This is a genomic window from Nocardiopsis sp. CNT312 (assembly GCF_000515115.1).
Taxonomy (GTDB): Bacteria; Actinomycetota; Actinomycetes; order Streptosporangiales; family Streptosporangiaceae; genus Nocardiopsis.
This window is the reverse complement of the sequence record NZ_AZXF01000015.1, coordinates 41,538-66,688: the sequence shown is the minus strand read 5'-3', so window position 1 is coordinate 66,688 and position 25,151 is coordinate 41,538. Positions and strand designations below refer to the sequence as shown.

Sequence of the window (25,151 nt, the reverse complement as noted above, 5' to 3'; positions counted from 1 at the left end):
TCACAACCCGCGCAGTTCCAGAGTGCAGCACTTGGCCCCTCCCCCTGCCTTGCGCAGCTCGTCCAGCTCCACGGGGTGCACCCTGTAGCCGAGTCCCCGCAGCCGGCGGGCGAGCGCGGTGGCCTCCGCGGCGATCACGACGTCGCGACCGTCGCTCACCGCGTTGAGGCCGAGCACCGCGGCGTCCTCCTCCGTGGCCAGGAGGGCGTCGGGGTACAGGGAGCGCAGGACCCTGCGGCTGCCCTCGGAGAAGGCGCCGGGGTAGTAGGCCACCCGGCTCCCCGAGAGCGCGAACAGCGCGGTGTCCAGGTGGTAGAAGCGCGGGTCGGTCAACTGGAGTGTGACCACGGGGCGGCCCAGGAAGCGCTCCGCCTCCTGGTGGGCGGCGGCCTCGGTCCGGAAGCCCGTGGCGGCCAGCACCACGTCGTCGAGGACGGTGAAGTCGCCCTCGCCCTCGTTGACGTACTTGGGCTCGTGCGTCTCGACCGGCCCCCGGGCACGGAACCAGTCGAGGTAGGCGGGCCCCTCGGGGGTGCGTTCGGCGCTGGCGAACCGCGCCCCGTAGACCCGTCCGTCCACGGCCAGGGCGCCGTTGGCCGCGAAGACCATGTCGGGCAGGCCCTCGATGGGTTCGATCAGGCTCACCCGGTGGCCCAGCTCCAGGTAGAGGGCGCGCAGGTTCTCCCACTGGGCGATCGCCCGGCCGCGGTCGACGCCCGCGCCGGGGTCCATCCAGGGGTTGATGGCGTACTCGACGGCGAAGTGGGTGGGCCGGCACATCAGGTAGTGCCGCCGCCCGGGTACGTGTGGCGCCATGGGACCTCCCGCTCGGGTGCCCCGTACGCGGCGCGGACCCGCGCACGGAGGTGAGTGCAAGGGAGATACCCAGGTCAGGCCGTTTCCAAGAGGAGGAATCAAAAAGCGTGCCGGTGAGGGCGACCAAGACGCCCCTATTCCGACCGACCAGACGGTATTGCTAGTGTCACCACAGCCCGTGATTGGAGATCCCGCATGAGTACGACCGTCAAGGCCGCCGTCTTCGCCGAGACTGGCACCCCCTCAGATCCGTGACCTGGTACTGCCCGACCCCGGCCCCGGTCAGGTACGCGTGCGCATCGCCGCGGCCGGGGTGTGCCACTCCGACCTCTCCCTGTCCGACGGCACCCTGGCCCAGCCCTGGCCCGCCGTCCTCGGCCACGAGGGCGCCGGAACCGTCGAGGCCGTCGGCGAGGGCGTCACCTCGGTCTCCCCGGGCCGACAGGTGGTCCTCAACTGGGCGCCGCCCTGCCGGAACTGCTGGTTCTGCGAGCAGGGCGAGCCGCACCTGTGCCAGCACGCCATGGACGGCGCCGCGGCCACCTACGCCCAGTTGACCGACGGCACACCCGTCTACCCGGGTCTGAGCACCGGCGCCTTCGCCGAGGCCACCATCGTCCCCGAGCGCGCCCTGGTGCCGCTGCCCGAGGGGATCGACCCCGCCGCGGCGGGCAGATCACCGTGGTGGGGGTCGGCGCGATGGACGACGAGGTGCGGTTCAACGCCCTGGAGCTGTTCCACCAGGGGCGCACGATCCGCGGCTGCGTGTACGGCTCCAGTGACTCGGCACGGGACGTGCCGGTCCTGGCGGACCTGGCGCGCAAGGGAGAACTCGACCTGGCGACGATGATCACCGACGAGATCTCCCTTGAGGGCGTGCCCGATGCCTTCGAGCGGATGCGCCGGGGCAGGGGAGGCCGGTCGCTGGTGCGCTTCGACCCCTGAGGTCCTCAGGGGTGCTCGGCCCGCCGCAGCAGGTCAGTCGCCCCCGTCCGCGGATCGCGTCGCGGCAGGGACACGGGCTGGAGGCCGACGGCCGTGATGCACGACCAGAGCAGCAGGGGCAGGACCGGCAGGCCTCCCACGAAGAGGTGTCCGGAGGCGGCCAGGGCCGGGATGACCGCGGTCCGGTCCGCCGCTTCCCTGCCCAGGGCGAGCGCCGGAACGGCCTCCGGCGCCACCACGCACCCCAGCACCGCCCAGAGCGGAAAACCGAGGTCGGCCGTGAGTAAGCAGCCGTTCGGCCAGGGCCGGGCGCTGGATGCGCGGCACGGAGGACGGGACCAGAACCGCCACGATCATCTGCACGAGCACCGGGAGGCCCGCGCCGACGGGCCGGGCCGCTCCGGGGAGGAGGAGCGCCACAGGCCGTTGCGGGAGGGCTGCCCCCAGGCCGGCCTGGGCCGGTGTGAACCCGGTGGCGGTGAACCCGGTGGCGGCGACCACGGGGGCCAGCGCCGCCCCGGCCGACAGCAGCCCGTTCACGAGGCGAAGCGCGTTGAGGCGGGCCGGGGGCGTGGGCCCCCGGGCCCCGGCGGGGAGAGCCACTGCCCGTGTTCACGCGCCGCATGGCGAGCGGGAAGAGCCGGGTGCAGGCGGTCGCGGCGCGGCCGACCACCGTCGCTACCGAACCGGGGGCGACGGCCGGGGGAGAAGACGTCTGCGGGAGCCTTTCCAGCAGATCTCATGGCCATTTATGAGCAATCCGTGGTTTTCCTCCCGAATGGCGCATTTCCCATCACCGACTGACAAACGATGTGTCACGGAGCACGAAGGCCTCTTGCCGTGCCGTGCCGGAGGGAGCACAGTCGTCGTCATGGCGCACGGCGACAGAGGGGAAGCAACCGGATGAGCAAGGCAGACGACGAGGCCGACGTGATCGTGGTCGGAGCGGGCCTGGCGGGCCTGGCCGCCACCGCCGAACTGGCCGACGCCGGGAAGAGGGTCCTCCTGTTGGACCAGGAGTCCGAGGCGTCGCTGGGCGGACAGGCGTTCTGGTCGTTCGGCGGGCTCTTCCTCGTCGGCTCCCCCGAACAGCGCCGCATGGGTGTGCGGGACTCGGCAGAACTGGCCCTCCAGGACTGGATGGGCACGGCCGGGTTCGACCGCCCCGAGGACGCCTGGCCGCGCAGGTGGGCCGAGGCCTACGTCGACTTCGCCGCCGGGGAGAAGCGCTCCTGGCTGCGCGCCCAGGGTCTGCGGTTCTTCCCGATCGTGGGCTGGGCCGAGCGCGGCGGGCACCTGGCCGGCGGGCACGGCAACTCGGTGCCCCGCTTCCACATCACCTGGGGCACCGGGCCGGGCGTCCTCGCCCCCTTCGAACGCCGCGTGCGCGAGGCGGCCGAGCGCGGCCTGGTCTCGCTGCGCTTGCGCCACCGCGTCGACGAACTGGTGCTGCTGGGCGGCGCCGCGACCGGGGTCCGGGGCACGGTCCTGGCCCCCGACGGCGCCCTGCGCGGCCAGGCCAGCAACCGGGACTCCGCGGGCGAGTTCGAACTGTCCGCACAGGCGGTCATCGTGACCTCCGGCGGGATCGGCGGCAACCACGACCTGGTGCGCGAGAACTGGCCCCGGCGGCTGGGCACGGCACCGAAGAGGATGCTCTCGGGCGTGCCCGAACACGTGGACGGGCGCATGCTCGGCATCACGGAGAAGGCGGGCGGGCACGTCATCAACCCCGACCGGATGTGGCACTACACCGAGGGCATCGAGAACTGGAACCCCCTCTGGGCCCGGCACGGCATCCGCATCCTTCCGGGGCCCTCGTCGCTGTGGCTGGACGCCACCGGCAGACGCATGCCCGCGCCCTGCTTCCCCGGGTTCGACACCATGGGCACCCTGGAGCACATCATGTGCAGCGGCCACGAGTACACGTGGTTCGTGCTCTCACAGAAGATCATCGAGAAGGAGTTCACGCTGTCGGGGTCGGAGCAGAACCCGGACCTGACCGGCAAGGACCTCAAACTCCTCCTCAAACGGGTACTGCCCGGCGCCACCGGTCCGGTGGAGGCGTTCAAGGACAAGGGTGTGGACTTCGTCGTCGCCGACAAGCTGCCCGACCTCATCGCCGGGATGCGGGAGCTGGCGGGCGACGGGGTGCTCGACGCCGACACCGTCACCGGCGAGGTGGTGGCCCGCGACCGGGAGATGGACCACCCCTTCACCAAGGACCTCCAGGTGACCGCGGTCCACGGTGCCCGCCGGTACCGGGGCGACAAGCTGATCCGGGTGGCCTCCCCGCACAGGATCCTCGACCCGAAGGCGGGGCCGCTCATCGCGGTGCGGCTGAACATCCTCACCCGCAAGACGCTCGGCGGCCTGCACACCGACCTGGACGCGCGGGTGCTGCGCGAGGACGGCAGCCCGCTGCCGGGCCTGTACGCGGCCGGGGAGGTCGCCGGGTTCGGCGGCGGCGGCATGCACGGCTACCGGGCGCTGGAGGGCACCTTCCTGGGCGGCTGCCTCTTCTCCGGCCGCACCGCCGGACGGGCGGCGGCCGCCGCCGTGCTGTAGGCGGCCCGGCCCGGGGCAGCGCGAGACCGCGCCCCGGGCCCATGCCCGCTGGTCCGCCCGCCGCTGCTCGCGGTGGAGGTGGCCTCCCCCGGGAGCTCCCTGCGCGACCACCGCACGAAGCGGCAGGAGCACGCGAAGCTCGGCATCCCCTCGTACTGGATCATCACGCCGGACCGGGGACGCCCCGCCTCATCGAGCTGCGGCTGTCCGGCGGCGAGTACCGGTAGGTGTCCAGCACCTCGGGTGAGCACCTGTTCGAGGCGGAGCTGCCCTTCCCGGTGCGGATCGTGCCGCTGTGGCTGGTCGCCCCCGGCCCGTCAGCCCTCGGTCTCCTCGGGTCTGCACCGGGTCTTGGCCGGGCTGCCCCGGCGGGGGAGGTCGCGGGCGTCCGTCGGCATCCGTCCCGCGTCGCCGAGCGCGCGGCGCAGGAGGAACTCGATCTGGGCGTTGGTACTGCGCAGCTCCTGCCCGGCCCACCGCGCGATGGCGTCGTGGACCGCGGGGTCGAGCCGCAGCAGCACTTTCTTTCGCTCTGGCACGGTCACCTCAGCCGGGTGACTGGCACAGGGTGCCTGTGTTGACGACGGGGCTGGTGGGGCGGTCGGAGCACAGCACCACGGGCAGGTTGCTGACCATGGCGGCCTTGCGCTCCCCGTCCAGTTCCACCACGTTCTCCTCCGGCAGGCGCTCCAAGGCGCGGTCGACCATGCCCACGGCACCCTCCGCGATCTCCTGGCGGGCGGCGGTCACGGCTCCGGCCTGCTGGCGCTGGAGCACGGCCTGGGCGATCCCGGGTGCGTAGGCCAGGCGGGTGAAGCGGGTCTCGACGACGGTGACGCCCGCGGCGTCCACGCGCTCGCCGACCTCCTTGGACCACTGCTGGGTGATGGGTTCGGCGTCGTCGCGCAGGGAGGGAACGGCGCCGTCGTCGTAGGAGTCATAGGGGTGGCGTCCGGCGATGCGGCGTCCGGCGGCCTCGGTCTGAGCGGAGACGAATTGCAGACAGTCGTCCACCTCGAAGGTGGCACGGGCGGAGTCCTCGACCTGCCAGGCGACGGCGGCGGTCTCGACGGGACTGCCGGAGGCGTCGTTGGTCTTCGTCACGGAGGTCTCGTGGTTGCGGATGCGGGTGGAGATGCGGTTGCGCCGGGCGAGGGGGCCGACCCAGCGCAGGCCGTCGGCTCGGATGGTGCCGACATAGCGACCGAAGAGCCGGACGACCCGCGCCTCGTTGGGGGCGGCCCCCGTCAGGCCGGAGGCGATCCCGGCTCCGGCCAGGACGGAGAGCGCGCCGCAGGCCACGAGGGAGCCGTGCAGGTCCAGGGCCGCGGTCAGGACCACGGTGAGGGCCCGTCCGTCGCGGCTGGGGGCCTGGTCTTGGCGGTGCTGCGGGGTGGGGCGGGGGACTGCTGGTTCCGGTCCGCTCACGGCCGTCCTCCTCGGGTGCTGGGCCTGATGACGCCAAGAATAGCATTGTGATATCACTTTATTGACCGGCCCTCCCCCGGGCCCGATCGAGAGGAGTCCGTGGACACCATGAGCACCGACGCTCCACGCCTGCGCCCGCCCCGGCACCGTGTCGACCGCCGGGCCGTCGCGTGGTGGACCACCCGCACGCTCGCGGTCACCGTGGTCCTCACGGCCGTGCCCGTGGTCCCCGCCGTGGTTTGGGAACCGGTCCGTCTCTGGTTCCTGGTCGCCGCGGCGGCCATCGGCGGCCTCGGTCTGCTGATCACCGTCGTGATGCCGCAGTGGCGCTACCGCGTCCACCGGTGGGAGGTCACCGACACGGCGGTCTACACCGCCAGCGGCTGGTTCTGGCAGGAGTGGCGCGTGGCCCCGATGTCGCGCATCCAGACCGTGGACACCGCGCGCGGCCCCCTCCAGCGCGCGTTCGGGCTCTCCAGCGTCACGGTGACCACCGCCTCGGCGGCCGGTCCCATCGAGATCACCGGCCTGGACCACGAGGCGGCCACGGAGGTGGCCGACCAGTTGACCGACATCACCCAGGCGACCCCGGGAGACGCCACATGACCTCCCCCAACGAGCACACCCCCGCCGAGCCGGTCGAGCCCGCCGAGGCGCCCGCGAACCCCGGCCACGAGGACACCCCCTGGGAGCGGCTGCACCCGCTCACCGTGTGGGCCGGCGCCGCCGCCACCGGCCTCGTCCTGGGCGTCGGGGCGGTCGTGGGCACCGTCGTCCTGCTCGTCACCGGCGCCTCCCTCTGGGCCCTGGTCCCCGTACCGGCGACGGTCGCCTTCGTCGCGCTGTTCGCCTGGATCGACCTGCTGCGCCTGCGCGCCACCCGCTACCGGGTGACCGCCGAGCGCATGGAACTGCGGTCGGGGATCATCTCCAAGTCCTACAAGTCCATCCCGCGCGAGCGGGTGCGCAGTGTGGACGTCAACGCCCAGATCCACCTGCGCCTGTTCGGCCTGTGCATGGTGACGGTCGGCACCGGGGAGAAGATCGGTTCGGGGGCCGACCAGATCCAGCTCATGTTCATCAGCGCCGGACAGGGCGAGCGGCTGCGCCGCGACCTGCTGAACCGGGGCCCCGCGCCCGCCGAGGCGCGGGACGAGATGCCGGAGGGCACGGACGGCACGGCCCCCGACGAGGTCGAACTCGCCCGCCTCTCCCCCGCCTGGTTCGCCTACGCCCCCGCCACCGGCGCGACCGTCGGTGTCGGCCTGGGTGCGATCGCCACCCTGCTGGGCATCAACGCCCAGACACAGGGGTCGGTGTGGCGGTGGACCTCGGACTGGCTGGGGCTGCCCTCCAGCCAGGAGATGGCCTCCTACGCGGCCTCACGGCTGCTCCTGGTCCTGCCCCTGTCGCTGCTGGGCCTGCTGGTGTCCGGTGTGGTGGTGCTGACGGCCGTGGCGGTGGAGACCTGGTGGAACTACCGCCTCACCCGCGAGGCGGACGGGACGGTGCGGTTGCGCCGGGGCCTGCTGACCAGCGTGTCGCTGTCGGTGGAGGGGCGGCGCCTCAACGGCGTCTCCTTCTACGAGCCGTTCGTGCTGCGCTCGGTGGGCGGGGCGTGCGTGCGGGCCGTGGCGACCGGGCTGTCGGGCGCCGACGAGAAGAAGACCAGCGCCAAGAGCCGTCTGTCCCCGCACATGCCCACCGGGCGGGCGCGCTCCCTGGCCGCCGCGCTGATGCGCGAGGAAGGCTCCCCCCTGGACACGCCGCTGGCCCGCCACCCGCGGTCCGCGCTGCGGCGGCGCCGCACCCGGGCCGTGTTCGTCTCGCTGCTGTGCGCCGCGGTGGCGGCCGCGCTGATGTGGGCGCACACCCTGGCCCAGCGCGCGTGGTGGGAGATCGTCCACGAGGTGGAGGCCGAGATCGTGCCGGTCCCGATGGCGGCGCAGACCGTCGAATCGGCGCCCGTGTGGGTGTGGGGTGTCCTGGCGGTGCTCTTCGCCGTGCTCGCGTTCTGGTACGCCCAGGGCTCCTACCGTGCCCTGGGCCACGGCGTGCACCCGCGCTACCTGGTGGTGCGCCGGGGCATGGCGGGGCGCGACACGGTGGCCCTGGAGCGGTCGGCCGTGATCGGCTGGCGGATCAGCCGCTCCCCGTTCCAGCGCAGGCTGGGCCTGGCCGACGTGGCGGCGACCACGGCGGCCGGCGAAGGGATGTACGCCGCTGCGGACGTGGGGCTGAGCCAGGGCCTGGCCTGGGCCGACGAGGCGGTTCCCGGCCTGCTGGCCCCCTTCCTGGTTCATGGGGACGGGGAAGGGGCCGAACCCGGCGAGGCACGCCCCTGAGCGCGGCCAGGTCAGGAGCCGCCGGGGATGGGGTCTCCGTCCACCCGCAGTCCGCTGGTGTGGGTGAGCGCCATCTCCACCATCGGGTAGATCTCGAACACGCCGCCCATCCCGAGCGCGTCGAGCACGCGCTCGGCGATGGGCGCGGGCTCGGCCAGGACCACGTGGCGCCCCTCGGCGGTCAGTGTCCGGTAGACCGAGAACAGGGCGCGCACACCGCTGGCGTCGAAGAAGTGGAGTCCGGACATGTCCACCACGAGGCAGGCGCAGCGCGAGTGCTGCGCCGCGCCCAGGAGCCGGTCGCGCATGAGGTCGGCGGTGGCGAGGTCAACCTCCCCGTGCACGGGGACGACCGTCACACCCGTACAGGAAAAGCGTTCCCGGGCGGAGAACCGGTCTTGTCGCACCACAAGGGGCCACCTCTCACCAGAAGTAACGTGTCCACTACGCAACCGCGTAGGAGATCGTAACCTGTACGGCCCGGTCCTGTACGGCTTTTCGTGGGAAAACCGCGCGAGATCCGTGTGACGGGGCTCTCGGACACACCCGACAGCCCGACCGCGCCGTGCTTTCCCGCGGCCGGTGCGATAGAAGCGGTACTGCAACCCGCGCCCCGCCCGGCGGGACCCACCGGTCCGGCCCCGGGACACCGAGAGAGCGAAGGGAGGGAGCGGCGCCCGCGCCCGGTCCGCCGTGGCGCCGCGCCACGCACCCCATGACCGAGACCGCAGACACCCAGACCGGCTGGTTCTCCTCCGAGGAGTTGGAGAGCATCCGCGGCCGGATGCCCGTGCTCTACGTCCAGGCCGTCCCCGTGCGCGTGGACGCCTCGGGGAAGGTGACCCACATCGGGCTGCTCATGCGGGCCGCGCCGGACGGCAGCTTCAGCCGCTCGGTCGTCTCCGGCCGCGTGCTCTACCACGAGCGGGTGCGCGACGCGCTCCTGCGGCACCTGGAGAAGGACCTGGGGCCGGTCGCCCTGCCCCGCATCCCCTCCTCGCCCCAGCCCTTCACCGTGGCGGAGTACTTCCCCACTCCGGGGGTCACGCCCTACCACGACCCGCGCCAGCACGCCGTGGCCCTGGCCTACGTCGTTCCGGTCTCCGGGGACTGCCAGCCCCGCCAGGACGCCCTGGACCTGGTGTGGCTCACCCCTGAGGAGGCGACCAGCCCGCACGTGCGCGAGGAGATGACCGGCGGCCAGGGGGTACTGGTGCGCCAGGCGCTGGCACACGTGGGCGACGCGCCGTAGGGTCTGCTCCGTAGACCTGGGTGCTGATCAGGACCCGCTCCGGCATCGCGGATGACGTGCCCGGACGTCATGGCCCCACCGATGCCGAGCGGGCCCTGCTCGCCCCGCTCGTGCCCGCCGACCCGCGCGAGGACAAGAAGCGGGCCGACCGCTGCCGCCCGCCCGACGCCACCTCGCAGCGCATCGCCGACCGGATCCACCACCCCGCCCGTGCGCAGAGCCGCACCCGGACGGGGCTCTGCGCACGGCGGTCGGATGCCCTGTGTCGGCACGAGCGATGCGGGTGCTGTGGTCAGACCGGCTGGAGAGCGAACTCGACATCCGACATGTCGTGAAGCCCCTTTCCGATGAGAACCTCTGCGACCTTGATGGGGAACATGACGTTCTTGATGAGCTTCCAGGTGAAGTCGTCATGGTCGGCGTACTTTGATCCCGGCCCCCCGAGCCAGCGCTCGCCGAACCTGAGTGCGTTCAGGGTGTGAGTCCCCTTGCCGATCACGATGCCGTGGTTGGTCGCGTGGACCTCCCAGGGCGTGGCAGATTCCCATCGGTCGAGATAGACGCCGTCATGGTCGAGTGACCAATACCGGTAACCGTCATAGTTGCTGTGGGTGTTTTCGATCGTGAAGAGACCGTCCGGGTTCTCGTGGAAGATGACGGCCTGCCCGAAATCCCCCTCCGTCTCGGTCAATCGGAGCCAGTCCCAACGGGAGCTGGTCTGCGCCTTCACTCCTCGATTCTGACATGTCAGAAAGTATTTATTTCCGGAAACGATGCCGTGTCCGGGCACATGTCCTCCAATGAAAATGAATACAAACAGAGACAGCAGGGACGCTATCAGAAACCGTCTTGCGAACCAGGGAGACACTCGAAATCCACCGAGAACCCCGAATGATTTCATCCGTTAATATTTTTTTCCTTTCCAGAGATACTCTGTTTGTTTCCCACGTGTGCTTGACCGCACTCAGTGGGCGCGGTGGATGAGGGACGTACAGGCCCACCGGCGTAGTCTCGTCCCATGTCCCCCTCTCCGCTCGCCGACGCCCTCGCCCTGGCCTCGAACGCCTCCCGCCCCGGGGCTGGCCGCGCCGTCCTCGCCCTGGCCGGTGCGCCCGGCGCGGGCAAGTCCACACTCGCCCGCCGCCTGGTGGCGGAGGTCGACCGCGCCACGGCGCCGGGGACCGCCGGGTACCTGCCCCTGGACGGGTTCCACTTGTCCAACGCCCAACTGGAGCGGCTGGGGCGGCTGGAGCGCAAGGGCGCTCCGGACACCTTCGACGCGCACGGCTACGTCGCGCTGGTGCGGCGGCTGCTGGAGGAGACCGGCCATCCGGTGTACGTGCCCGACTACGACCGCCGCCTGCACGAGCCGGTGGCGGCCCGGCACGTGTTCGCGCCGCACACCCGCCTGGTCGTGACCGAGGGCAACTACCTGGCGGGCGACGACGACCCCTGGCCGCGGGCCCGCGCCCTGTTCACCGAGCTGTGGTACGTGGAGGTGCCCGACACGGTACGGGAGGAGCGGCTGTACGGCCGCCAGCGGGAGGGCGGGCTGGCCGAGGGGGCGGCGCGCGCCTGGGTCGAGGGCAGCGACCGGGCCAACGGCGAGCTGGTCAAGCGCTCACGCGGCAATTGCACACGCGTGGTGCGCGGCGACCTGCCCATCTCTCCCTAGCGGGCCCGTCCACTTCCGTTCCCTTGACCGCAGCCCCGCACCCCCTTAGTTTAGTCATATGACCAAGGCGAATGGCCAAACACCGGTGAGGGCGGGTGCCACCTCCACCGAACGGGGGCGGGCCAGCCGCGCCGCGCTCCTGTCCGCCGCCGCCGAACTCATCCCCGAGGTGGGCTGGAACGCGGTCACCACCCGCCTGGTGGCAGCCAGGGCCGGTGTGCGGCCCGGCCTGGTGCACTACCACTTCGACTCGTTGGAGGCCCTGCTGCGCACCGCCGTGGACACGGCCGTCTCCGGCGCCCTCGACGGACCCGTGGCCGCGATGACCGCCGCCCCCGACCCCGTGGAGGGGCTGCTGGCCGCCCTGCGCGCCATGGACGCCTACCAGGGCGACGACCCCGACTCCGTGCTGTTCGCGGAGGCCTACCTAGCCGCCACCCGCGACCCCGTGCTGCGCGCCTCCATGTCACGGCTCATGGCAGAGGTCCGCACCGGCATCGAAAAGCGGCTGCGCACGCACCGCGTCCCCCAGCCCGAGGCGGTCGCCGAACTGCTGTGCGCCTTCCTCGACGGCCTCGTCCTGCACCGTGCCCTGGGGCCGGTCCCCGGCCCGGAGGCCTACGCCGAACCGCTGCGCCGCCTCCTGGCGGCGTCCGGAGACGGGGAGGCGACCCGATGAGGGCGATCGTCGTCGGCGCGGGCATCGCCGGACTGGCCACCGCCTGGTGGCTGCGCGAGGCGGGCTGGGAGACGACGGTCCTCGAGCAGCGGACCGAGCGCGGCGGTGCCGCCCGCACCGAGGCGGCCACGGCGGGCACCCTCCCCGGCGGCTACGTCATCGACTTCTTCGGCCCCGGCTACGACGCGGTCGAGCGGATGGGGCTGCTTGACCGGGTACGCGCCCACGACCTCGCGCTGGAGGGCGTCCAGTACCGCACGCCGCGGGGCCGCCCGACCGCGCGGATGGGCGGCGAGGCGCTCCTGCGGCTCAGCGGGGACCGGCTGGTCTCCCTGCTGCGCGGCGACCTGGAACTGGTGCTGCGCGCGTCCCTGGGACCGGAGGCCGACGTACGCCACGGGGTGGGCCCCGTCCGCGTCGACCCCGGCGGCGACGGCGTGTCCGTGGAGCTGACCGACGGCACCGTGGAGCGGGCCGACCTGCTGGTGGGGGCCGACGGCACGCACTCGCGCGTGCGCGCACTCGTCTTCGGCCCCGAGGAGGACTACCGCCGCTACCTGGGCGCGCACACCGCGGCGTTCCTGTTCGAGGACCCGGAGGTGGCCCGGGCCCTGGGCCGCGAACTGCACATGCTGGAGGCGCCCGGGGTGCAGGCGGGCCTGTACCGCCTCTCCGAGGCCACGGGCGCGACCTTCCTATGCCACCTGGCCCCGGACGGGGCGCTGCCCGCCGACCCCCGGGCGCGGCTGCGCCAGGTCTACTCCGGGATGGGCTGGCACCTGCCCCGGGTCCTGGAGACCTGCCCGCCCCGGCCGTTCTACGACGCCGTCGAGCAGATCACCGTGCCCGCGTGGTCGCGCCCACGGGTCGTGCTGGTGGGCGACGCCTGCCATGCGGTGTCGCTGATGGCGGGCCAGGGAGCGAGCATGGCGGTGGCCGCCGCCGAGGTCCTGGGCCGGGAACTGGCGGCGACGGGCCCCTCCGCGGAGAGGATCGGTGCCGCACTGGCACGCTACGAGGAGCGGGTCAAGCCGGTGATCGAGGCCAAGCAGGCCGCCGGCCGGCGCACGGCCCGGTGGTTCGTGCCCGCCTCGGCGGCGCGGCTGCTGGTGCGGCGCCAGGCGCTGCGCCTGTCCTCCACCCGCCTGGCCGCCCGGGTGATGCGGCCCTTCCTGACCGGGCCCGACACCGCCGGGCGGCCTCGGGTTTGACCCGCGGGGCGGCCCCGCTCCCCTCACTCGGACCGGACGGTACCGGCCTCCCACGCGCCAGCCGGGGACACGGTGCGCGCGGGACCGCGCCGCCCCATGAAGCGGGCCGCCGACAGGTACAGGCCCATCTGCCCCATCCCCCCGGCGGGGAGGGCAACGGCACCGGCGACGGTGGCCTCCTTGAACCGCGCCGCCCCCCGCCCGGTGAGCACCGCGCCGCGCGGGGAGTCGTCTCCGCGCACGAGCTGGACCAGGCCGTCCCGGCGCCCCAGGCTCACGCACTGGGCCGTGTACCCGAACGGCGCGGTCGCGGGCTCACGCCCCTGGATCCGGCCGGTGAGGGCGTCGGCGGCGGCCACCGCCATCGGCAGCCCCATCGCACACGACATCCGCAGGGGGCGGCCCCAGGCGTCGTCAGCGCGGGCCGCGTCGCCGATCACGTACACCTCGGGGTGGGACACCGAGCGGAAGGTGGCGTCGACGACGGCGCGCCCGTCACCGTCCACGGCCAGACCGGCCTCCCGGGCGAACGCCGAGACGGAGAAGCCGCCGTTCCAGACGACGAGGTCGGCGGGGATCCGGGCGTCGTCGTCCAGGAGAAGCCCGTCGGCGTCCACCTCCGCCACCGTGGCGTACTCGCGCAGGGCCACGCCCAGCCGGGCGAGGGAGCGCCGCACGTGCACACGCCCCCTCGGGCCCAGGCCGGGGGCGGCCCCGCCCCGGGTGACCAGTGCGACCTCCAGACCGGGGTGGGACTCGGCAAGTTCGGTGGCCGTCTCGATCCCGGTCAGGCCGCCGCCCACCACGGCGACGCGCCCGGCCGGGTCGGCGGCGACGCGTTCGGCGACCGCGCGGGCGCCGTCGAGTCCGGCGACGGTGAGCGCGTGCTCGTCCGCCCCGGGGACCGGGGAACTCCCCGCGGTGCTGCCCAGGGCGAGGACGAGGGTGTCGTAGGTCAGGGTGCGGACGGCCGCGCCGCTACGGACGTCGACCTCACGCCGTGCGGTGTCCCACCGCTCGGCGCGGCCGACGACCAGGTCGACGCCGTCGTCGCCCACCATCTCGGCCAGCGGGCGCGTGCCCGTCTCCTGGCCCGCGGCGACCTGGTGGAGGCGGATGCGTTCGACGAAGTCCGGGGCGGCGTTGACGAGGGTGACACGGGTACCGGTGCCGCGGCGGGCGGCCCTGCGCGCGGCGGTGAGCCCGGCGTATCCGGCTCCGAGGACAAGGATGCGGTGTGTCATGGCGGGCCTTTCGTTCGCTTCGTTGGCCTTCACACCACAGACGGCGCGGCCCGCCTCGGATGTGACACCGGCAGGTGTGTCCCGTGGCACGGAGTCCGGTGCGGGACGGCCGGGCCGAAGCCGGGTGTCCCATCTCGCCCCCGCCGCCGAGCCGCGGACCGCCCTCTCGCCGTTGTGTCGGGGCCGCCGCGGGGTAGGGGGAAGGTAGGGGGAAGGGCCCGTCGGCACACCGACGGGCCCACGGCCCGGACGCACTGCGTCGGGGCGAGCGGAGCGACCATGCCAGGGGGTTGGCGATGGAGGACAAGAGCGGGTCGGGAACGCAGAGCCGGGAGACGGCGGTCATGGCGGCCTCACCCCCCGGACAGCGGCACAGCAGCGACGACATCATGCGGGGCAGCGCGCGCCTGGACGAGGCGAACACGCTGCTGGAGGGGGCCGACCTCGCCGAGGGGGACGAGCGGGCGCGCTTCACCGTGCTGGAGCGGCAGACCTGTCTGAACCTGCTGGGCAGACACGACATCGGCCGGGTGGCCTTCACCATCGAGGGGGACTCCGCGCCGACGGTCCTGCCGGTGAACTACATGCTGGCGGGCGACGCGATCCTCTTCCGGTCGACGCTGGCCGGCACCATCATGCGACACGGGCGCGGATACGCCTCCTTCCAGATCGACCACTTCGACGAGGGGCTGCGCGAGGGGTGGAGCGTCCTGGTCTCGGGGCGCTGCCGGTGGATCCGCGACCAGGGGGAGCTGTCCCGGCTGCCCCGGGGGCGTATGCCGCAGCCGTGGGCGAGCGGTCCACGCGACCAGGTGCTGCGTATCACCCTCGGCCGGGTGAGCGGGCGTCAGGTCTCCCACGACTGAGCCGCGCGCGGCGGCTCAGCCGCCGCCCAAGGCGAGGGTGAGGACCGTCAGGGCGGACAGGGCCGCGGGGGTCGCGGTGAGGGAGCGCCAGCGCCGCGCGAAGGCGGCCTCGCCGACGGGCCAATCCAGGGCGGGGACGGCGTGGGCGGCCCGGGTGCGCACACGCAGGTCGCCGTAGGGGTAGAGCGAGAAGTCACCGGTGGTGTCGGCGACGGCGGCACGGGCGGTCCACGCACCGACTCCGGGTACCTCGCGCAGACGGTCGACCAGCTCCGGCGGGGAGGCGTCGGGCCACGCGGATCCGGAGGCGACGAAGGCTTCAGCCGCGACGGTCAGGGGGCCCCGCTGCGCGGCCATACCCAGCTCCGTGAAGTGCGACTCGTCCAGGGCGAGCACGGTGTGGGGGCCGGGGAAGGCCGAAGGGGAGCCCGGGACCGGGGAGCCGTGGGCGTCGCAGTAGCGGTGGTAGACCGGTCCCGCATGTCCCACGCCGGCCGTCCGGCGCATGAGAGCGGTGGCCAGGGCCTCCCACAGGTCCGGGGTGCGCAGCCGCCGTACGGGTCCCCGCGCCTCCAGCGCGGCGCGCAGCGGGGCGGGGACCGGTCCGTCTAGGTCCGCGGGCGTGTAGGTGTCCACGACCGGTTCGGGGTCCCGGCTGGTGGAGAGGCGGCGCAGGGTCAGGACGGGGCCCTCGTCCACCGCCCGCCAGACGTCGTGGCCGGTGCGTACCGTGCGGTGGTGCCCGGCACCGGCGGGCCGCCACCCGGGGTGGTCGTGGATCGTGCGCACGGCGGAGACCTCCTGCGTCAGTGGCGGGTGTCCACCGTGGCAGGCGGTGGTTTCGCCGTGCTTCGCGTTCGCTTACACCGCCCCCGGGTGCCGGTGCACAGGTGAAAGCGGGTGGCGGCGGGCCACCGCAAGAGGCCACGCTGGGGCACTGTGAGCGGTGGGGGAGCCGGCCGGGAGGCCGACGGGGAGGTCCTGGAAGGCGGCAACGTCGCCGAAGCGGTCGTGCGGGTGGGCGACACCGTCCGTAAACCGTGGCGGCGCTCCTCCCCCGGGGTCCACTCCCTGCTGGCGCACCTGGAGGCGCACGGGTACGAGGGCGCGCCGCGGACGCTGGGCCGCGACGCGCGGGGACGCCAGGTGCTGTCCTACGCGCCCGGAACGACCGCCGACCGGATGGCGCCGATGACGGAGCGGGAGCTGTACCGGCTCGGCCGGCTCATCCGCGCCCTGCACGACCTGGCCGCCGCCTACGAACCGCCGGGGGAGACCGCTTGGGAGGTGGCGGTCGCCCCGCGCGGAGACGAGCTCGTCTGCCACCACGACCTGGGACCGTGGAACCTCGTCCGCGACGGGCCGAGGTGGACGTTCATCGACTGGGACGGCGCCGGTCCGGGAACGCGGATGGGCGACCTGGGCTACGCGGCGCACGGTTTCGTCCCTCTGCACGCGGGCGGCGTCCCCGGGGAGGACAGGCGGCGGCTGCGTGCGCTGGCCGACGGCTACGGGTGCGACGGCGCGCAGCGCCGTGAGCTTCCCGACGCGATCGGCCACGAGGTGCGCGGGATGTACGACCTGCTGGTGGAGGGGGCGCGAACCGGCCGCCGGCCGTGGGCGCGCCTACACGCCGAGGGCCACGCCGACCACTGGGGGCCGGCGGCGGCCTACGTGGAGGAGCACCGGAACGTGTGGCTGGCGGCCCTCGGGCTCTGACCAGCGGCCGGTTCAGGCCGGCACGGTCCACACGAGGGCGGCGGAGACCGGGTGGCCGCGGAAGCGCTCCCACTTCGGCTTGGCGGCGATCCACCCGTCGTCGACCACGGCCTCACGCAGTTCGGCGAGCACCCACCCGGCGGCCATGGCCGCACGCGTGTGGTCGCTGAGCAGGTGCAGGTGGGTGCTGATCGCCACGTCCTCACCGGAGGCGTCGGTGAAGTGGGTGGGCATACCCGAGACCATCATGAACTGCGGGTGGTAGGCGACCAGGACGCAGCAGCCGCCGGGCGCGGCCAGGCGGCGGGCCTCGGCGTAGTAGGGGGCCAGGTCGGGCAGGTGTTCGTCGATGAGGGAGGAGACGACGAGGTCGTAGGCGCCCGAGGGCAGGCCCGTGTCGCGCACGTCGCCCCGGGCGAGGGTGGTGTGGCAGCCGCGCCTGTGGGCCCGTTCCAGCATTCCGGGGCTGAGGTCGACCCCGTCCACACGGGGGACGCCCCTGCCGCGCAGCCAGGCCCCGGTACGGCCCGTCCCGCAGCCGAGGTCGGCGGCGCGGGAGACGGCGGCCCAGTCGGGGCGGGTGAGGCTGTCGAGCAGGTCCAGGTCCATGGCGTCGAGGACGGTGTCCTCGTAGGTGCTCGACCACCGGTCGTATCCGGTGGCCACGTCCACGGTGCGGTAGTGGCGGGTGTCGAAGTCGGCGAAGTCGGGCATGGGCACAAGTGTGGCGCGAAACGGAGGGCCGGAGCCAACGTTTTTTCGCGACGGCCGCACCCGGCGACGCCTCCGGCGAAGAGCACGCGGTCCCGCTCGCGTTCCGTGCCGGACGGCGCCACTCAGGGCGACTCCCCTACGCTTTTGGCCATGCGTTCTACCGTGAACCCCCTCCCCCTGATCAGTACGGCGCTCCTCCTCGCCGTGGTCGGCTGCGGCCCCGGCGAGAGCACGACCGTCGAGCCCGGCGCGGCCGAGGAGTCGGCCTCCCCCTCCGCCAGCCCCAGCGAGACGGTCCTCTCCCCCTCCCCCGAACCCACCGACACCTCGGCCCCCGAACCGGCCGAGACCGACGAGGCCCCCGCCCCGGGGTCCGACGCGGACACCCCGCCGGTCCTGTCCGGAGCCCCCTTCGGTACGTCCGTGGCCGTGCCCTACCCGGTGGGCGCCTACGAGCACGAGTACGTTCCGGGCAACACGGCCGACGTGGTGTACACCCTCGGCGGCGTCACCTCCCCCTCCTCGGGCCAGGTGGACTTCAGCCTGACCGTGGACGTGCCGCACCTGGAGCGGGTCCTCGGTTTCGGGCACCTGTCCGCCGAGTGCGACGCGGGCGGGTCGACCACGCCCGCGTCGGTCACCATCACCACCTACGAGGCCGAGCAGGGCAGCTACACCTTCCCCGGGAGCTGCGGTGTCCCCGCGGGAACCGGGTCCCTGGGCATCACCGTCACGCACGGCACCGAGACGGTCGTGTTCGCCGGGTCCGTCTCCTGACCGGTTCCCTCCGTCCGGGCCTTCCCGGGCCAATCGGCCGCCCCGGTAAGGCCCGGGTCACCGCAGGAACTCGGCGAGGGCCGCGGTGAGTTCGGCCGGTGCGTCCTCCTGGACGAGGTGTCCCGCGCCGTCCAGGGGGTGCAGTCGGGCCCGGGGGATCACGGCGGCCAGCCGCTCGCCCCGCTCGATCGGCAGCCAGGTGTCCTCCCGGCCCCACACCACCAGCACCGGCAGGTCGAGGGCGGCGTAGGCGTCCTCGACCTCGGCGGTGTGCCGCTCGTCGGCCTGAGCGATCTGGCGGTAGAAGGCGGGGCGCCCCTCCTCGCCGAGCCAGGGCGCGGCCAGAGCGGAGAGGGTGTCGGCGCGCGGCGGCGTGTGCAGGGCCGAGGTGATGTAGGCGCGCACGAGCGCCTCGTGCAGGTGGGGCGGCAGGGCCGCGAAGACGCCGGCGTTGGCGGCGACCAGGCGGAAGAAGTCACTGCCCCACGGGCGCAGGCTCACCGCGTCCACCAGGGCCAGGCGGTCGTAGGCCGCCCCGTCCAGGACGGCCGAGCGCAGGGCCACGGCCCCGCCGTAGTCGTGGGCCACGACACGAGGCCGCTCCAGCCCCCAGTGGCCGAGCAGGGCGGTGAAGGTGCGCTGCTGGGCGGGCAGGGACACGTCCTGCCCCACGAACTTGGCGGAGGCTCCGTAGCCGGGCATGTCCCACACGTGGACGCGGTAGCGGGTGGCCAGGGCCCTGGCCACGTGGCGCCACACGTAGGAGGAGAACGGGGTTCCGTGTGCCAGGACGAGGGGCTCGCCCTCGCCGAAGGCGGTCCAGCGCACCGTGCCGTTGTGCGCCTCGAACCGCCGGTCCAGGGTCCACTCCGTGCCCGGCATGGCAACCGCCCTTCACGTGGATCCGGCAGCCGCACCCGGCCCGGACCGTCCCTTCGCCCGACAGCGGGATGCTACCGGCGCGGGGTGACGGCCGGGTGTCCTCCGGTCGTCCCTCACAGGCGCAGGAGCGCGAAGGACTCCCCCGGCACCTTGACAGAGCCGTCCCCGGCCCGGGGCGCGCCCGTGGCGAGCAGGACCTCTCGGGGCGGCGCGTCCACCTCGACGTCAGCGGCCTCCGCGGACAGGTTGCAGACCAGCCGCAGGCGGCCGCGTTCCAGGACCAGCCGGCGCCCGTCGGCGCTCGCGGTGACGCCGAAGCGGTCCAGGCGCGGGTCAGCGAGTTCGGGTTCGTTGCGGCGCAGGGCGATCAGGGCCCGGTAGGTGTCCAGGACCCTGCGGTGCGGCTCCCGTCGGGGCTGGTCCCAGTCCAGGACGGCGGAGTCGCGCGTGGCCGGGTCCACGGGGTCGGGGATCTCCTCCTCGGCCCAGCCCAGGGCGGCGAACTCGCGGCGCCTGCCCCGGCGCACGCCCTCGGCCAGGCCGGGGTCGGGGAAGGACGCGAAGAACGGCCAGGGGGTGGTGGCCGCCCACTCCTCCCCCATGAACACCATCGGGGTGTAGGGCGAGCACAGCACGAGGGCCGCGCCGCACAAGAGGAGCCCCGGGGAGACGTGTTCGGCCATGCGGTCGCCGCGCGCCCGGTTGCCGATCTGGTCGTGGGTGGCGAGGTAGCCGAGGAAACGGCTCCCCGGCACACGCGCGGTGTCGACCGGGGCGCCGTGGGTGCGGCGGCGGAAGGAGGAGTAGGTGCCCGCGTGGTGGAACACGCGGCGCAGCACCTCGGGCAGGACCTCGGGCCCGGTGAAGTCGGCGTAGTAGCCGTGCGTCTCACCGGTGAGGGCCGTGTGCAGGGCGTGGTGGAGGTCGTCGGACCACTGGGCGCTCAGGCCCAGGCCGCCCGCCTCTCGGGGCAGCACCGTGCGGGGATCGTTGCGGTCGGACTCGGCGACGAGGGACAGGGGGCGGCCCAGGGCGGCGGCCAGCGCGTCGACCTCCTCGGAGAGTTCGGCGAGCAGCGGGACGGCGCGGTCGTCGCGCAGGGCGTGCACGGCGTCCAGGCGCAGGCCGTCCAGGTGGAAGCGGCGCAGCCAGTCCAGGGCGTTGTCCAGGACCAGGCGGCGGACGGGGTCGGAGTCGGAGCCGTCGAGGTTGAGCGAGGGGCCCCAGGCGTTCTCGCCGGAGAAGTAGGGGCCGAAGCGGGGCAGGTAGGCGCCGGAGGGGCCCAGGTGGTTGTACACGACGTCGAGCAGGACGGCCAGACCGCGGGCGTGGCAGGCGCCGACGAAGGCCTTGAGCGCGTCGGGGCCGCCGTAGGGCTGGTGGACGGCCGACCACAGGACACCGTCGTAGCCCCAGCCGTGGGTGCCGTCGAAGGCGTTGACGGGCATGAGTTCGACGTGGGTGACGCCCAGGTCGGCGAGGTGGTCGAGCCGGTCGATCGCGGAGACAAGAGTGCCGTCCGGGGTGAACGTACCGACGTGGAGTTCGTAGACGACGGCTCCGGCAAGGGGGCGTCCGGTCCAGGCGGCGTCGGTCCAGATGTGGGCGGCGTGGTCGTAGACGCGGCTGGCGGCGTGGACGCCGTGGGGCTGCCACCGCGAGCGCGGGTCGGGCAGGGGGGTCGAGTCGTCGTCGAGGAGGTAGGCGTAGTCCGTCCCGGGCCCGGCGCCCTCGACCCGGGCGTGCCACCAGCCGTCGGCGTCTGAACGCATGGGGTGGTCGGTGCCGTCGGCGCGCAGGCGCACACGGTCGGCGCGGGGCGCCCAGACGGAGAAGTCGCCGTGGACGCCGAGGCCAGGGGTGGGATGCCGTTCACTCACGCGGGGTGACTACCCCGGTCGCAGGGCTCTCACTCACAGGCGCACGGAAGGGGCTCAGGCGTCGGCGGGCGCGGTCCGGGGGCGGTAGAGCCGCAGCCGGACGGCGGCGGTGACGGCGACCGGTTCGGGCAGGGCGGCGATGCGCTCGCCCAGCTCGGCGGGGTCGAGGTGGCGGGCGCTGGGGCCCATGCCGACGACGGTGGCGGCGGCGTCGCGGTCCAGGTCCAGGGTGAAGCGCACCGGCCGGTCGCCCGCCGGGGCGAAGTGTCCGTGGAGCCCCTGGGCGAGGCGGTCGTCCTTGCGGGGGTCGACGTCGAGCAGGCCCAGGCGCGTCCGGAGTTCGGCGAGGTGCTCGGGGTCGGGGGTGACGACCGCCAGGAGCCCGCCGGGGGCCAGGACACGGTGGAACTCGGCGGCCCGGCGCGGGGCGAAGACGTTGAGGAGGGCATCGGCGGAGCCGGTGCGCAGGGGCAGGCCGCGCCAGGTGTCGGCGGTGGCGGCGCCGCCGCGCGGGTGGGCCTTGGCGGCCCTGCGGGCGGCGAACTTGGAGGCGTCGAGGGTGAGGCCGACGGCGTCGGGCAGTGCGTCCAGGATCTGGGCGAGGTAGTGGCCGGTGCCACCGCCGATGTCGGCGATGAGAGGGACCGCACGGCCGTGGAGTTCGCGCGCGAGGGCGTCGGCCAGGGCACGGCCGATGGGGTCGTAGTGTCCGGCGCGCTGGAAGCGGAGCCGGTCGGCGACCATCTCCTTGCTGTCGCCGGTGCCGGGCGGGGTGGCGCCGGTGAGCAGGCTCGCGTAGCCCTCGCGGGCGATGTCGAAGGTGTGCCCGGCGGGGCAGGCGAGCCCGCGTTCGGCGGTGGTCAGGCCGCCGCCGCATACGGGGCAGGCCAGGGCGGCAGCGGCGGGTCCGGTCATGCGCAGGGCCGGGCCGGTGCGGTGCGGGGTGTTCATGATCGCCGCTCAGCCTATCCGTTCGCCGGGGTCCGCCGCGTTCCCGCGACGCGGGCCGGGACGTGCCGTGGCACGCCGTCCCGGTTCCAGGTGAACTCCCGCTCGGCCGCCGAGTGGTAGGGGGGGTGCGCACGGTGCCGGAGCCAGTGCACGGAGGCTCGCTGGCGGAGGAGGGTCGGAACGGACCCGCAAAGCCGACATGACACGGCGTGATGACATGGATTCGAAGAGTCGCAGATGGAAGGCTCGGGAGCGCCGTCGCCACAGCCAACGCGAGAAGGAGACCGTTATGGACATGCCCGTGGTGAACTCGTGCAGGGTGGACGCCTGCGCCTACAACGACGACCACGCCTGCCACGCCCTGGCCATCACCGTGGGCGAGGAGAACCACGCCCAGTGCGACACCTACATCAGCATCCCGGCCCAGGGCGGCGACCCGGTCAGCACCGGGCACGTGGGGGCCTGCAAGATGGCCGACTGCCAGCACAACGTCCAGCTCGAATGCCAGGCCCCCGGCATCGCCGTGGGCTACGTGCAGGACCAGGCGGACTGCCTGACCTACGCGCCTGCCTAGCGGCGTTCGCGGGACGGGGGCTCGGCTCGGCGCCGAGCCCCGCCACCATGCGCACGGAACACACTGACGGAGAACCGCGAACCGATCAGCGGCGTCCGCACGGAAGCGCCGCATGTCCTCTAGCGTCCGGCTCCGTACGCCGCGAGGAACACCCGCACGCCCTCGTCGACGTGTCGGCGCAGTTCGGCCTCCCCCGGAATGGCCTCGTCCCCCAACAGCATCACCCGGTTCACCGGCTCCGACATCACCAGCCAGTTGAAGTGGGACGCCGCGCGCTGGGGATCCTCCACCGAGAGCAGGCCGCGGTCAGCGAGCCGGGAGAAGCTCTCGGCCAGAGCCGCGATCGCCCGCTGGGGCCCGCACTCGTACAGCACCCGCGCCAGCTCCGGGAACCGCGCGACCTCACCGATGACCATCCGCCTCAACCGCATCAACCGGGGCGTGAGCACCACCGTGAGCTGGCGGCGGGCGTAGTCCCGCAGGTACGCCGCCACGTCCTCGGGCCGGTCCGGCTCGGGCGCCTCGCCGTGGACGGCGTCCCCCGCCCCGGAGGTCATGCTGGTGACGATCTCGACGAACAGGCCCTCCTTGCTCCCGAAGTGCTTGTAGACCGTCTGCTTCGAGACCTCCGAGAGCGCGGCGATCTCGTCCATGTTCGTGCCGAGGTACCCGCCTCTGAGGAAGACCTCCTCCGCGGCGTCCAGGATGGCCCGGCGCTTGCGGGCCGAACGGCTCAACCCCTTCTCAGGCGGACCCATGCTGCTCATCACCTCTATGTGGCCATCGGTTCAGGGCTGCTTCCCCCGATTGTCCTATCAGTACTGTACGGTCTAGTTTTGATGCAAAAAGAGTACTGGACGGTCCAGTATGAATCGGGCCGAGCGGCCCCAGGAGGAACGGAACAGCCATGTACGTCAAGTTCGCCGAGCTTCCCGTGTTCGACCAGGAGCGGGCCAAGGCCTTCTACACCGACAGGCTCGGGTGCCGGGTGACGGCCGACGCCCCCATGGGCGACGACGGGTGGCGGTGGATCGAACTCGGCCTTCCCGGGGCGACGACCACCCTGCACTTCAACCGACGCCCCGACGAGAAGCCCTCCGAGGAGCCCGTCATGGTGCTGGTGGTCGAGAACGTCGGGGCCACCGTCGAGAGCCTCCGGGACAAGGGTGTCGAGATCACCACCGAGCCGCAGGAGGCCCCCTGGCAGCCGGGCACCACGGTCGCCGAGTTCCGCGACAGCGAAGGCAACCACATGGTCCTCAGCAGCGGGTGAGCACAGAGCGCACAAGAGCAGGAGGCGGGTTCGAGGGCAGCGGGTGGACGACGGGAGGGCTCGGGCCTTCGGCAACGACACCGGCGCCCCGCCCGGTCCGGGCTCGGCCCGGCGACCCGCCACCTTGGGATAGCGGACACGCCGGCCACGCAGGAACGGGGGGTCCATCCCCGCGTGCGCGGGGAGCAGAGCAGGGCCTTGGTGGCGGCCAGCTCGCGCTCCGGTCCATCCCCGCGTGCGCGGGGAGCAGGAGGGTGCTGTTGGGCGCTCACCGCACGGCCGGGGTCCATCCCCGCGTGCGCGGGGAGCAGGATCTGTGTGGACGCCCGCACGGCACCCGCTTCGGTCCATCCCCGCGTGCGCGGGGAGCAGTCCGTGATCTTAAAGAAGCTGACCCACAAGTTGGGTCCATCCCCGCGTGCGCGGGGAGCAGAGGTAATGACGTGTCCAGTATGCCTGAAATGAAGGTCCATCCCCGCGTGCGCGGGGAGCAGCGTTGGGCGGGTGGTGGTCGAACCGGCGGTTCAGGTCCATCCCCGCGTGCGCGGGGAGCAGCGTTGGGCGGGTGGTGGTCGAACCGGCGGTTCAGGTCCATCCCCGCGTGCGCGGGGAGCAGGTGTCCAGGCCGACGAGCCGTTCACCGGCGCGGGGTCCATCCCCGCGTGCGCGGGGAGCAGCAAGACGACGGACCTGGGTGATCACGTCGGTGAGGTCCATCCCCGCGTGCGCGGGGAGCAGTGTGCACCCCCCACGGGACGGCGCGGCCGGAGGGGGTCCATCCCCGCGTGCGCGGGGAGCAGGAGGGCATCCGTCCGGCTGCGATCGGCGGCCGGGGTCCATCCCCGCGTGCGCGGGGAGCAGTCGGTGGAGCTGCCCGACTCCGAGACCGTCACGGGTCCATCCCCGCGTGCGCGGGGAGCAGCCGGTGCGGCCGATCAGCTCGGCCAGGGCGGCGGGTCCATCCCCGCGTGCGCGGGGAGCAGAAATTACCTTCGACCTCTAGACGGCTAGAGGTGGGTCCATCCCCGCGTGCGCGGGGAGCAGACCAGGTTCCGGCGGTTCGTCTTCAGGAACAGGGGGTCCATCCCCGCGTGCGCGGGGAGCAGGCGCGGCACGTAGACCCCTCCGGTCGCGGCCAGGGTCCATCCCCGCGTGCGCGGGGAGCAGCTACAGCCTGTCCTCTACCCATGAGCGAATAGGGGTCCATCCCCGCGTGCGCGGGGAGCAGTCTGCGTCGAGGGCGAGTTCGTCCAGGAGCAGGGGTCCATCCCCGCGTGCGCGGGGAGCAGGGTGCCCGACGTGGTGGCCCGCGCCCTGGAGGTGGGTCCATCCCCGCGTGCGCGGGGAGCAGG

Annotated in this window: 25 protein-coding genes, 2 pseudogenes and 1 CRISPR repeat array (1 of these 28 only partly in view); of the genes and pseudogenes, 14 read left to right on the top strand and 13 right to left on the bottom strand. The window is 73.3% G+C overall.

Annotation, left to right across the window (positions count from 1 at the left end; translation table 11 throughout):
* Complete coding sequence (gene ddaH, locus B042_RS0106670) at positions 1-816, bottom strand: dimethylargininase (protein WP_028647627.1); 816 nt, start codon at positions 814-816, stop codon at positions 1-3.
* 195 nt (positions 817-1,011) lie between these two features.
* Between ddaH and B042_RS22170 the strand changes: the two are divergent.
* Positions 1,012-1,761: pseudogene (locus tag B042_RS22170) on the top strand (alcohol dehydrogenase catalytic domain-containing protein).
* A gap of 5 nt (positions 1,762-1,766) precedes the next feature.
* Here B042_RS22170 and B042_RS0106655 read toward each other — a convergent pair.
* Entirely contained in the window at positions 1,767-2,000 is a 234-nt protein-coding gene (locus tag B042_RS0106655; protein WP_028647625.1) for a hypothetical protein, read from the bottom strand.
* Positions 2,001-2,664: 664 nt separating this feature from the next.
* On the opposite strand from B042_RS0106655, the gene B042_RS0106650 reads away from it, so the two are divergent.
* Positions 2,665-4,329, top strand: a complete 1,665-nt coding sequence (locus tag B042_RS0106650) for an FAD-binding dehydrogenase (RefSeq protein WP_028647624.1) — start codon at positions 2,665-2,667, stop codon at positions 4,327-4,329.
* Between the two features lie 72 nt (positions 4,330-4,401).
* Positions 4,402-4,449, top strand: a pseudogene (locus B042_RS27015) (hypothetical protein); the annotation flags it as partial.
* 197 nt (positions 4,450-4,646) lie between these two features.
* Here the strand turns inward: B042_RS27015 and B042_RS26400 are convergent.
* Together B042_RS26400 and B042_RS0106640 are read right to left on the bottom strand one after the other, a co-directional pair.
* The gene (locus B042_RS26400) at positions 4,647-4,868 is read right to left on the bottom strand and encodes a hypothetical protein (protein ID WP_028647623.1); all 222 of its coding nucleotides are present in this window, start codon (positions 4,866-4,868) and stop codon (positions 4,647-4,649) included.
* Between the two features lie 7 nt (positions 4,869-4,875).
* Positions 4,876-5,757: an SPFH domain-containing protein gene (locus tag B042_RS0106640; RefSeq protein ID WP_028647622.1), complete on the bottom strand. Its 882-nt coding sequence runs from the start codon at positions 5,755-5,757 to the stop codon at positions 4,876-4,878.
* 108 nt (positions 5,758-5,865) lie between these two features.
* Between B042_RS0106640 and B042_RS0106635 the strand changes: the two genes are divergently transcribed.
* The gene (locus B042_RS0106635) at positions 5,866-6,363 is read left to right on the top strand and encodes a PH domain-containing protein (protein ID WP_028647621.1); all 498 of its coding nucleotides are present in this window, start codon (positions 5,866-5,868) and stop codon (positions 6,361-6,363) included.
* Positions 6,360-8,102 carry a PH domain-containing protein gene (locus tag B042_RS22165; RefSeq protein ID WP_036554162.1) on the top strand — a complete coding sequence of 581 codons (1,743 nt, stop codon included), beginning with the start codon at positions 6,360-6,362 and terminating at the stop codon, positions 8,100-8,102. Before B042_RS0106635 ends, B042_RS22165 begins: the two co-directional genes overlap by 4 nt.
* A gap of 11 nt (positions 8,103-8,113) precedes the next feature.
* On the opposite strand, the gene B042_RS0106625 is transcribed toward B042_RS22165, so the two are convergent.
* Positions 8,114-8,461, bottom strand: a complete 348-nt coding sequence (locus B042_RS0106625) for an STAS domain-containing protein (RefSeq protein ID WP_028647620.1) — start codon at positions 8,459-8,461, stop codon at positions 8,114-8,116.
* Between the two features lie 356 nt (positions 8,462-8,817).
* Here B042_RS0106625 and B042_RS0106620 point away from each other — a divergent pair, with 356 nt between their 5' ends.
* Positions 8,818-9,354 (top strand): NUDIX hydrolase family protein, encoded by a 537-nt coding sequence (locus B042_RS0106620; protein ID WP_028647619.1) that lies wholly within the window; start codon positions 8,818-8,820, stop codon positions 9,352-9,354.
* A gap of 292 nt (positions 9,355-9,646) precedes the next feature.
* On the opposite strand, the gene B042_RS0106615 is transcribed toward B042_RS0106620, so the two are convergent.
* Positions 9,647-10,084, bottom strand: coding sequence for a hypothetical protein (locus tag B042_RS0106615; protein WP_028647618.1), 438 nt, complete (start codon positions 10,082-10,084; stop codon positions 9,647-9,649).
* Positions 10,085-10,372: 288 nt separating this feature from the next.
* Between B042_RS0106615 and B042_RS0106610 the strand changes: the two genes are divergently transcribed.
* Genes B042_RS0106610 through B042_RS0106600 form a run of 3 tightly spaced genes read left to right on the top strand, consistent with a single transcriptional unit; the run spans position 10,373 to position 12,919 of the window.
* Positions 10,373-11,029 carry a hypothetical protein gene (locus tag B042_RS0106610; protein WP_028647617.1) on the top strand — a complete coding sequence of 219 codons (657 nt, stop codon included), beginning with the start codon at positions 10,373-10,375 and terminating at the stop codon, positions 11,027-11,029.
* A gap of 58 nt (positions 11,030-11,087) precedes the next feature.
* A complete protein-coding gene (locus tag B042_RS0106605; protein ID WP_051415511.1) occupies positions 11,088-11,708 on the top strand; it encodes a TetR/AcrR family transcriptional regulator in 621 nt (206 codons plus the stop codon).
* On the top strand, positions 11,705-12,919 hold the full coding sequence (locus B042_RS0106600; RefSeq protein ID WP_028647615.1) for an FAD-dependent oxidoreductase: 1,215 nt from the start codon (positions 11,705-11,707) through the stop codon (positions 12,917-12,919). Before B042_RS0106605 ends, B042_RS0106600 begins: the two co-directional genes overlap by 4 nt.
* Positions 12,920-12,942: 23 nt before the next feature.
* On the opposite strand, the gene B042_RS22160 is transcribed toward B042_RS0106600, so the two are convergent.
* Positions 12,943-14,163 carry an NAD(P)/FAD-dependent oxidoreductase gene (locus B042_RS22160; RefSeq protein WP_036554159.1) on the bottom strand — a complete coding sequence of 407 codons (1,221 nt, stop codon included), beginning with the start codon at positions 14,161-14,163 and terminating at the stop codon, positions 12,943-12,945.
* A gap of 296 nt (positions 14,164-14,459) precedes the next feature.
* Between B042_RS22160 and B042_RS0106590 the strand changes: the two genes are divergently transcribed.
* Complete coding sequence (locus B042_RS0106590; protein ID WP_028647614.1) at positions 14,460-15,029, top strand: pyridoxamine 5'-phosphate oxidase family protein; 570 nt, start codon at positions 14,460-14,462, stop codon at positions 15,027-15,029.
* A gap of 15 nt (positions 15,030-15,044) precedes the next feature.
* Here the strand turns inward: B042_RS0106590 and B042_RS0106585 are convergent, their stop codons facing one another.
* A complete protein-coding gene (locus tag B042_RS0106585) occupies positions 15,045-15,818 on the bottom strand; it encodes a hypothetical protein (protein WP_081748633.1) in 774 nt (257 codons plus the stop codon).
* 150 nt (positions 15,819-15,968) lie between these two features.
* Here B042_RS0106585 and B042_RS0106580 point away from each other — a divergent pair, with 150 nt between their 5' ends.
* The gene (locus B042_RS0106580; RefSeq protein WP_028647612.1) at positions 15,969-16,748 is read left to right on the top strand and encodes a phosphotransferase; all 780 of its coding nucleotides are present in this window, start codon (positions 15,969-15,971) and stop codon (positions 16,746-16,748) included.
* A 12-nt stretch (positions 16,749-16,760) separates the two neighbouring features.
* Here the strand turns inward: B042_RS0106580 and B042_RS0106575 are convergent, their stop codons facing one another.
* Positions 16,761-17,462: a class I SAM-dependent methyltransferase gene (locus B042_RS0106575; protein ID WP_028647611.1), complete on the bottom strand. Its 702-nt coding sequence runs from the start codon at positions 17,460-17,462 to the stop codon at positions 16,761-16,763.
* Between the two features lie 150 nt (positions 17,463-17,612).
* On the opposite strand from B042_RS0106575, the gene B042_RS24270 reads away from it, so the two are divergent.
* Entirely contained in the window at positions 17,613-18,239 is a 627-nt protein-coding gene (locus B042_RS24270) for a hypothetical protein (RefSeq protein WP_155988917.1), read from the top strand.
* A gap of 57 nt (positions 18,240-18,296) precedes the next feature.
* Here the strand turns inward: B042_RS24270 and B042_RS0106565 are convergent, their stop codons facing one another.
* The 3 genes from B042_RS0106565 to B042_RS0106555 form a co-directional block, all read right to left on the bottom strand.
* Positions 18,297-19,121 carry an alpha/beta fold hydrolase gene (locus B042_RS0106565; protein ID WP_028647610.1) on the bottom strand — a complete coding sequence of 275 codons (825 nt, stop codon included), beginning with the start codon at positions 19,119-19,121 and terminating at the stop codon, positions 18,297-18,299.
* Between the two features lie 113 nt (positions 19,122-19,234).
* The gene (gene treZ, locus B042_RS0106560) at positions 19,235-21,001 is read right to left on the bottom strand and encodes a malto-oligosyltrehalose trehalohydrolase (protein ID WP_028647609.1); all 1,767 of its coding nucleotides are present in this window, start codon (positions 20,999-21,001) and stop codon (positions 19,235-19,237) included.
* Between the two features lie 54 nt (positions 21,002-21,055).
* The gene (locus B042_RS0106555) at positions 21,056-21,952 is read right to left on the bottom strand and encodes a putative RNA methyltransferase (protein WP_081748632.1); all 897 of its coding nucleotides are present in this window, start codon (positions 21,950-21,952) and stop codon (positions 21,056-21,058) included.
* Positions 21,953-22,241: 289 nt separating this feature from the next.
* Between B042_RS0106555 and B042_RS0106550 the strand changes: the two genes are divergently transcribed.
* On the top strand, positions 22,242-22,526 hold the full coding sequence (locus tag B042_RS0106550; protein WP_028647607.1) for a DUF1540 domain-containing protein: 285 nt from the start codon (positions 22,242-22,244) through the stop codon (positions 22,524-22,526).
* Positions 22,527-22,645: 119 nt separating this feature from the next.
* Here B042_RS0106550 and B042_RS0106545 read toward each other — a convergent pair whose 3' ends face one another.
* Entirely contained in the window at positions 22,646-23,284 is a 639-nt protein-coding gene (locus B042_RS0106545; RefSeq protein ID WP_036554199.1) for a TetR/AcrR family transcriptional regulator, read from the bottom strand.
* A 149-nt stretch (positions 23,285-23,433) separates the two neighbouring features.
* Between B042_RS0106545 and B042_RS0106540 the strand changes: the two genes are divergently transcribed.
* Positions 23,434-23,799, top strand: coding sequence for a VOC family protein (locus B042_RS0106540; protein ID WP_028647605.1), 366 nt, complete (start codon positions 23,434-23,436; stop codon positions 23,797-23,799).
* A gap of 161 nt (positions 23,800-23,960) precedes the next feature.
* A CRISPR array of direct repeats spans positions 23,961-25,151; the repeat unit is 28 nt; unit sequence GGTCCATCCCCGCGTGCGCGGGGAGCAG; it runs 304 nt beyond the window's last position.

What these genes read in the sequence shown, in the direction of transcription:
- B042_RS0106650 (WP_028647624.1), top strand. Translation starts at nt 2,665, where the DNA reads ATGAGCAAGGCAGACGACGAGGCCGACGTGATCGTGGTCGGAGCGGGC.
- B042_RS0106610 (WP_028647617.1), top strand. Translation starts at nt 10,373, where the DNA reads ATGTCCCCCTCTCCGCTCGCCGACGCCCTCGCCCTGGCCTCGAACGCC.
- B042_RS0106590 (WP_028647614.1), top strand. Translation starts at nt 14,460, where the DNA reads ATGGAGGACAAGAGCGGGTCGGGAACGCAGAGCCGGGAGACGGCGGTC.
- B042_RS0106635 (WP_028647621.1), top strand. Translation starts at nt 5,866, where the DNA reads ATGAGCACCGACGCTCCACGCCTGCGCCCGCCCCGGCACCGTGTCGAC.
- B042_RS0106575 (WP_028647611.1), bottom strand. Translation starts at nt 17,462, where the DNA reads ATGCCCGACTTCGCCGACTTCGACACCCGCCACTACCGCACCGTGGAC.
- B042_RS0106550 (WP_028647607.1), top strand. Translation starts at nt 22,242, where the DNA reads ATGGACATGCCCGTGGTGAACTCGTGCAGGGTGGACGCCTGCGCCTAC.
- B042_RS22165 (WP_036554162.1), top strand. Translation starts at nt 6,360, where the DNA reads ATGACCTCCCCCAACGAGCACACCCCCGCCGAGCCGGTCGAGCCCGCC.
- ddaH (WP_028647627.1), bottom strand. Translation starts at nt 816, where the DNA reads ATGGCGCCACACGTACCCGGGCGGCGGCACTACCTGATGTGCCGGCCC.
- B042_RS0106540 (WP_028647605.1), top strand. Translation starts at nt 23,434, where the DNA reads ATGTACGTCAAGTTCGCCGAGCTTCCCGTGTTCGACCAGGAGCGGGCC.
- B042_RS0106600 (WP_028647615.1), top strand. Translation starts at nt 11,705, where the DNA reads ATGAGGGCGATCGTCGTCGGCGCGGGCATCGCCGGACTGGCCACCGCC.
- B042_RS0106545 (WP_036554199.1), bottom strand. Translation starts at nt 23,284, where the DNA reads ATGGGTCCGCCTGAGAAGGGGTTGAGCCGTTCGGCCCGCAAGCGCCGG.
- B042_RS22160 (WP_036554159.1), bottom strand. Translation starts at nt 14,163, where the DNA reads ATGACACACCGCATCCTTGTCCTCGGAGCCGGATACGCCGGGCTCACC.
- B042_RS24270 (WP_155988917.1), top strand. Translation starts at nt 17,613, where the DNA reads ATGCGTTCTACCGTGAACCCCCTCCCCCTGATCAGTACGGCGCTCCTC.
- B042_RS0106555 (WP_081748632.1), bottom strand. Translation starts at nt 21,952, where the DNA reads ATGAACACCCCGCACCGCACCGGCCCGGCCCTGCGCATGACCGGACCC.
- B042_RS0106565 (WP_028647610.1), bottom strand. Translation starts at nt 19,121, where the DNA reads ATGCCGGGCACGGAGTGGACCCTGGACCGGCGGTTCGAGGCGCACAAC.
- B042_RS0106605 (WP_051415511.1), top strand. Translation starts at nt 11,088, where the DNA reads ATGACCAAGGCGAATGGCCAAACACCGGTGAGGGCGGGTGCCACCTCC.
- B042_RS0106620 (WP_028647619.1), top strand. Translation starts at nt 8,818, where the DNA reads ATGACCGAGACCGCAGACACCCAGACCGGCTGGTTCTCCTCCGAGGAG.